Source organism: Micropruina sp., from assembly GCF_027492755.1.
Classification (GTDB): Bacteria; Actinomycetota; Actinomycetes; order Propionibacteriales; family Propionibacteriaceae; genus Micropruina.
The window spans coordinates 1-7,111 of the sequence record NZ_JAPUED010000187.1 but is presented as its reverse complement, the minus strand read 5'-3'; the positions used below and the strand labels follow the sequence as shown (position 1 = coordinate 7,111).

The window sequence follows — 7,111 nt, the reverse complement described above, 5'->3', positions numbered from 1 at the left end:
CCGATGCCGTGATGATGCGAGATCCGGGCGCCGCAGGCCAGGGTTTCGGCCATCACCGCTTCCCAGGTGGCGTCGTAGGCCTCCAGCGCGGCCGCATCGTCCGCGTACTCGCCGCGGACGATCGTGTACAGCGCCGCGCCCTGGTCGTAGACGTGCGACACGTGAGCCATGAACTCCTGCATGTGCGGCGACACAGCCTTCTTCAGCCGCTCGTACAGGCCGGGCAGCTCCGACCAGGTCGCGGTCACCTCGATCGCCTCGGCGATACCGCCCTCGTGGTCGACCGCGTCGGTGAACCAGGACCAGTTGAACCGCCGCTGCTCCCAGTGCACCGCCGGCTCCGGGCCGAGCGATTCGCCACCGAGCGAGGCCGCCAGGTCGAGCATGATCTCCTCCTGGGTGGCGATCAGCCGCTCGTCACCGTCGAAGACCAGCACCAGCAACCAGCCGGCGTCCTGGGCGAACCGGGCGTGCTTCGCGGACGCCTCGGTCGGATCGTAGATCCGCACCACGGCGGGCCGGACGCCGGCGATCAGCCCACGGCGCACCGTCTCCAGCGCCCCTTCGAAACCGGCGTACCGGACGGCGGCGAACCGTTGCGCGGCCGGCACCGGCACCAGCTTGAGGGTGACCTTGGTGATCACCCCGAACATGCCTTCGGAGCCGATGCCGAGCTGCCTGAGATCGGGCCCGGTGGACGCCCGGGGCAGCGAACGGGTCTGCACCACCACACCGGTCGGCAGCACGATCTCGAGCTCACCGACCCGGTCCTCGATGTTGCCGTAGAGGGACGAGAAGGTGCCCGAGCCGCGCATCGCCACACAGCCGCCGACCGACGCCAGGTACAGCGACTGCGGGTAGTGCCCGACCGACAGCCCCTGCTCGCGCAGCTGGGTGTCCAGGTCACCGAGGTTGATCCCGGCGCCGACGGTGACGGTGCGGTTCACCACATCCACCTCGCCGACCTCGGTCAGCTCGGCCAGGTCGAGCAGCACCCCGCCGCGCACCGGCAGCCCGCTGCCCACCACGCCGCTGCCGAGGCCGCGCGCCACCACCGGGACGCCATGCGTACTCGCCCAGGACAGCACCGCCGACACCTGCTCGGTGGAGCGCGGCGTGACCACGACCTGCGCCGCGGCGAGCGGCCGGTCCGCCGCTTCGGCCTTCTTGCTGCGCACCGAGCTGTCCTTGGAGAGTTCGCGGATCTGCGCGGCGTCGGTGCTGACCGCCTGCTCGCCGACCGCGTCGCGCAGCTGTGCGAGCGCGTCCGAGGGGATCTGGGTGAGGTGTTCCATCGTTGCTCCTGGTTCCGGGTTGGGAAGGGTGCCGGTGAGGTTCCGGGACCGACCCTGCCGCCGGCCGGCGTCGGCGCTCAAGACCAGTGACGCCGGACGTCACACTCCTTGACCCTGGAATCGACCGCTGGCGAGCATGCAGGAACAAGCCGAGGGGTCGGCGTCCGTCGCGTCAGCGCAGGAACGGGCCGGCCCGATCACGCCGGCCACGGCGTCCGGCGACACGCAAAGGAGCGGGAGGAACTAATGGTGAGCGACAACGATCCGACGGTGCTGGTTCTCGACGAGGGCACCACGAGCACCCGTGCGGTGCTGTTCGACGCGGCGAGCAAGGTGCTGGCCAGCAAGGGCGAGCCGCTCGGCATCGAGACCAAGCCGTCCGGTGCCGTCGAGCAGGACGCCAACGAGATCTGGCAGAAGTCGCAGGCGGCGTTGCGCGACGTGATCGCCGAGGCCCAGCGCGACGGACGCCGGATCGCCGCGCTCGGCATGGCCGCCCAGCGCACCACCACCGTGCTGTGGGACCGGACGACCGGCGAACCGGTCGCGCCGATCTTCAGCTGGCAGGACACCCGGTGCGCCGACATGGTCGACGAGCTGCGTCCGGCCTGGGGTGAGAAGTTCACCCAGACCACCGGCCTGTCCTTCGGTGCCGCCAACGTGCCGCTGCACCTGAGCTGGATCCTGCGCAACGACCCCGAGCTGCGACGCCGGGCCGAAGCGGGCGAGCTGTACGGCGGCACCCCCGACTCGTGGCTGATCTGGAAGCTCACCGGCGGCCCGGACGGCGGCCGTTTCGTCACCTCGGCGTCCTGCGCCGGCTCGTCGGGCGGCATGGAGCTGACCGCGCACGTGTGGTGGCAGGAGTTCCTGGACGAGCTCGGCGTCCCGGTCGGGTTGCTGCCCGAGATCATCTCCGAGGACGGCGACTTCGGCGTCACCCGGGCCGACCTGATCGGTGCCGAACTGCCGATCACCGGCATCGTCGGCGACCAGCAGTCCGCGCTGTACGGGCAGGGCGGCTTCAATGAGGGTGCGGTGAAGTGCACCCACGGCACCGGCAGCTTCCTCGACTTCAACATCGGCACCGAGGCCCGGGTGCCGGGCGGCGGCCTGGACTGCCGGGTGGCCTGGCGGATCGGTGACACCACCACCTACCTGTTCGAGGGCGGCTCGTTCGTCACCGGCAGCGGCGTGGACTGGCTGGTCGACGGCATCGGCGTGCTCGACAAGGCCAGCGTCATCGACGCCACCTACGCCGCCGCCGACCCGAACTCGGGCGTGGTCTGCGTGCCCGCCCTGGCCGGTTTCGCCGCGCCCTACTGGGACGGCAACGCCCGCGGCATGCTGGTCGGCCTGAACCGGGGCACCACCAAGGCCGACGTCGTCCGGGCCACCCTGGACGGCATCGCGCACACCATCGCCGACCTGCTGGGCGCGATGAGCGAGGCGTCCGGGGTGTCCCCGACGGTCATCGCGGTGGACGGCGGCCTGGGCCGCTCGGACGCCCTGCTGCAGGCGCAGGCCGACCTGATGCAGGTGCCGGTGATGCGGGCCGCGCAGGCGGAGTTCATCACCGCCCGCGGCGCGGCCTGGCTGGCCGGTGTGGCCACCGGTGTCTGGGCCAGCCCGGAGGAGGCCGATGCCACCAAGGAACTGGGCCAGGTCTTCCATCCGCAGATGAGCGAGGCCGAGCAGAAGCTGCGCCGTAGCGCCTGGGCGGACGCCGTCCAGCGTGCCCTGGGCTGGCGGCGGGCCGATCTGGCGGGGGTGCGGTGACGGCGATGCCCGAACCCCTCGGCGCACCCGAGCTGATCGATCTCGACCCTGACGACCTGGCTGGCTTCTATCAACAGGCCAGCCGGGTCTCCGGTCGGGACCGCAGCCTGTCCATGGAGGCTCTCCATCTCGGCCCGGACGTCCTGCTCGACTTGCCGGAGATCGCGGGTTTGCGCGGTCGTCCGACCGCGGTCGCCATGGTGGTCGACGATCAGCCGATGTGGCGCGCCGGCGCCGATCTGAAGAGCCTGGTCGTCGATCTGCTGACCGGGGCGGGGCTGCAGGTGCGCACGATCGTGCTGTCCGATCCGCATGATCTGCACACCACCACCGAGCATGTCGAAGAGCTGCGCGCGCAGCTGCAGCCCACCGACACCGTGGTGTCGGTCGGGTCCGGCACGATCACCGATCTGGCCAAGCATGCGGTGTTCGGCATCGAGCAGCAGCAGCCCGGATTGCGGATGTTCCATGTCGCGGTGGCGACCGCCAACTCAGTGGGTGCGTACACCTCGCAGTTGGCCGTGGTGACCACCAATGGCGTGAAGCGCACCGTGCCGTCGCGGCTGCCCGATCGGCTGGTGCTGGACACTCGCACGCTGGCCGATACCCCGGCTGACTACGCGCTCGGCGGCATCGGTGACGCCGCGGTGGGCTGCTGCTCGCTGGCCGACTACCGGCTGGCGAACTGGTGCGGCATGGGCGACTGGGAGCCGCTGTCCCGGGCGGTGTTCCTGCCCGGCCTGACCGGCTTCCTGGACAGTGAGCCGTCGTTCACCGCGGGCGGGACGGCGACCGCCGGCGCGATGGCGACCAACCTGGCCGCCGCCGGCTTCGCGATGAGCTTCGCCGGGGAGTCCGCGCCGGCGTCCGGGCTGGAACATGTCACCAGCCACATGCTCGACATGGCCGCCGACCACAACGGACGCCCGATCGGCAACCACGGCGAACAGTGCGGGCTGGCCACCGCCCTGGTGCTGCTCGCCTACCGGTACCTGCTGGCCGAGTTCGACCCGCGTCCGTTCCTCGACGGGCTGCCCGCGGTGGACGAGGAGCAGGCCCGCGAGCAGGTGGAGCGGGTCTTCAACGAGCTCGATCCGAGCGGCGCGATGGCCTCCGAATGCTGGGCCGACTACGCCGCGAAGTGCCGATCGTGGACCGAACACAGCACCGAGGTGCTGGCACTGCTGCGCGACTGGGAGCGCCGCAAGCCCGAGCTGGCCGAGCTGGCCGCCGACCCGGAACGCTATCTGCGGGCATTGGCCGCGACAGGACATCCGCTCGACTTCGCCGACGTCCCACCCGGGCTCGGTCCGGACGAGGTCCGCTGGGCCTTCGCCCACGCCCGGCTGATGCGCCGCCGATTGTCGGTCGCCGACTTCCTCGGCTTCCTCGGCCTGTGGACCGACGAGTTGGTGGACCGCCTGTTCGCCGAGTTCAACCAGCTCAGGGAGCCGAGCCACCGATCGCGGCGGTGAACTCCTGCGCCGCCGGCTGTAACGCCTGCAGCAGCCCGTTGCGCTGCGTGGTGGTCAGCCGGGGGTACTTGGTCGACACCACCAGGGCGCCGACCGCGCGTCCCTTCATGCCGTACACGGGTACCGCGACACAGGTGACGCCGAGCAGGAACTCCTGCCGATCCTCCGACCAGCCCTGGGCTCGGACGGCCAGGCATTCGGCCTCCAGCGCGTGCAGGTCGGTGATCGTGTACTGGGTGAACCGCTCCAACGGACGCACCGCGTAGGCCTGGAACGCCGACGGGTTCGCGGCCAGGAAGATCTTGCCGCTGGCACTGGCATGCGCCGGACGCCGCGAACCGACCACGATCGGCGGTGACTTCTGCCGGATGATCGCCTCCCGGGTGGCGCTGGCGACGGTGACGGCGGTGCCCTGGTCGTAGACGGTGACATGCACCGGCTCCTGGGTGCGCTCCCCCAGTTCTTCGGCGAACAGTCGTGCCTTGCGCAGGAACTCGCGCTGATCGGACGCGTTCTGCGCCAGCCCGGCGATGGTCGGTCCGAGCCGGTAGCGGGTGCCGTCTCCGGCCCCCGCGATCATGCCGAGGGTGCGCAGCGAGGCGAGATGGCGGTAGACGGTGCGAATGTTCAGCCCGGTCTGGATGTGCAGCTCGGTGGCGTCCGCACCGGACGGCCCCGCCTCGCCCACCGCGGTCAGGATCGTGAAGGCATGCCGAAGCACGGTCGGGATTCGTTCCTCCGGCGCCATGAGGCCATTCTTTGCAGCCCGTCCGGGCCGGACAACCCCCGATGACATGCCGTGTCACTCAACTGCCGCCGTCGCCGACGGCGGCGCATCATGGTCCGGTCGGCGCGGACCCGCTGGTCCGTGCGCGGAGATGCAGGAGGAGCAGATGCGGGCACGTGACGTCGTCGCCAACCAGACCGCCCCGGTGGCGTTCGACCGAGACACCGCTTTGGAGGCGATGACGGCGGCACCGCTGGACGTGCTGGTCGTCGGCGGAGGCATCACCGGTGTCAGCGTCGCCCTGGACGCCGCACTGCGTGGCCTGCGGGTGGGACTGGTGGAGCGCGGCGACTTCGCCTGCGGCACCTCGTCCGCCTCGTCGAAGATGATCCATGGCGGCCTGCGCTACATCGAGCAGAGGGAATTCCGGATCGTCTATCACTCCTTGCTGGAGCGGCAACGACTCTACGAACGCGCCCCGCACCTGGTCAGCCGGCTGCCGTTCCTGTTCCCGATCTATCGCGAATCGGCGGTGTTCGGACCGCGAATGGCGCAGGCCTTCCGGGCGCTGCTGGTCGCCTACGACGCGGTCGGCGGCTGGCGGATCGGCAAGCTGCACCGTCGGATGGGCGCCGCCGAGACCCTGACCCACTGCCCCACCCTGCGGCCGGAGGGGTTGATCGCCGGGCTGCTCTACTTCGACACCCGCACCGACGACGCCCGGCTCACGGTTTCGGTGGCCCGCACCGCCGCCCTGCACGGCGCGATGCTGGCCAACTACTGCCGACTGGCCGAACTGGAGCCGTTCCGCCCGGGACAACCACGCACCGCCCACCTGGTCGTCACCAACCCCGACGGCAGCACCACCGAGCGGACCGTCCGGGCGCGGGTGGTGGTCAATGCGGCCGGGGTGTGGAGCGACGGCGTCAATACGCTGAACGAGCCGGCCCATCACAGCCGCATCCGGCCGGCCAAGGGCGTCCATGTCGTGGTGCCGTGGGAGAAGGTACGCAGCCAGTCCACCCTGGTCTTCCCGATGCTGGGCGGGCTGCGCGGCAAGGGCGGCCGGGCGTTCGTCGTCCGGTGGGGCGACTACTGCTACATCGGCACCACCGACACCCCCTACGACGGCGACCCGGACGACGTCCGCTGCAACCGGCAAGAGGCCGAACTGCTGCTCGAATCGCTGAACGAAACCCTCACCACCCACCTCACCATGGACGACGTGACCGGCACCTGGGCCGGGCTGCGTCCGCTGATCGACACCGGCAAGGGCGACACCGCCGAGCTCAGCCGCGAGCATGAGATCACCGTCGCCGACGGTATGGTCACCGTCGCCGGCGGCAAGCTGACGGTGTCCCGGTCGATGGCCGAACAGGCGGTTGACAAGGTATGCGGCCTGCTGGAGGTGAAGCAGCGCTGCCGCACGACGCACGCGCCGATCGTCGGCGGCGCCGGTTTCGACGCCGAAGCGGTGGAGGCCACCGGCGGCCGGTTCGCCCATCTCTCCGGCCGGTACGGCACCGAGGCTCGATTCGTCGAAGACCTCGCTCTGGCCGACCCGGCTCTGGCCGAGCCGATCGCCCCCGAGCTGCCCTACCTGTGGGCCGAAGTGGTGTTCGCGATCAGGCACGAGATGGCCCGCACCGTCTCCGACATCCTCACCCGGCGCATCCCCGCCCGCTTCCTGCACGCCGCCGCAGCCGCCCAAGCGGCGCCGCGGGTCGGCGAACTGCTGGCCGCCGAGCTGGGCCTGCCCGCCGCCGAGATCGACCGTCAGGTCGCTGACTTCCGCACCGACGTCGCCCGCGAAGCAGAGAACCTCGGCATCACCC

General features: G+C 70.8%; 5 protein-coding genes. 3 read left to right on the top strand and 2 right to left on the bottom strand.

All coding sequences use genetic code 11. The features are described 5' to 3' along the window. Positions 1 to 1,295, bottom strand: a 1,295-nt coding sequence (locus Q0066_RS13080; RefSeq protein ID WP_298133576.1) for an FAD-binding oxidoreductase, incomplete at its 3' end; no start/stop codon positions are given. A gap of 249 nt (positions 1,296 to 1,544) precedes the next feature. Between Q0066_RS13080 and Q0066_RS13075 the strand changes: the two genes are divergently transcribed. Both Q0066_RS13075 and Q0066_RS13070 read left to right on the top strand, forming a co-directional pair. After that, on the top strand, positions 1,545 to 3,074 hold the full coding sequence (locus tag Q0066_RS13075) for an FGGY family carbohydrate kinase (RefSeq protein WP_298133574.1): 1,530 nt from the start codon (positions 1,545 to 1,547) through the stop codon (positions 3,072 to 3,074). Between the two features lie 5 nt (positions 3,075 to 3,079). Then, a complete protein-coding gene (locus tag Q0066_RS13070; RefSeq protein ID WP_298133573.1) occupies positions 3,080 to 4,549 on the top strand; it encodes an iron-containing alcohol dehydrogenase in 1,470 nt (489 codons plus the stop codon). Here the strand turns inward: Q0066_RS13070 and Q0066_RS13065 are convergent. Continuing rightward, positions 4,518 to 5,297, bottom strand: coding sequence for an IclR family transcriptional regulator (locus tag Q0066_RS13065; RefSeq protein WP_298133571.1), 780 nt, complete (start codon positions 5,295 to 5,297; stop codon positions 4,518 to 4,520). The genes Q0066_RS13070 and Q0066_RS13065 overlap by 32 nt on opposite strands. Positions 5,298 to 5,442: 145 nt before the next feature. Here Q0066_RS13065 and Q0066_RS13060 point away from each other — a divergent pair. Beyond that, positions 5,443 to 7,111: glycerol-3-phosphate dehydrogenase/oxidase (locus Q0066_RS13060; RefSeq protein ID WP_298133569.1), on the top strand; the 1,669-nt coding region annotated here is incomplete at its 3' end.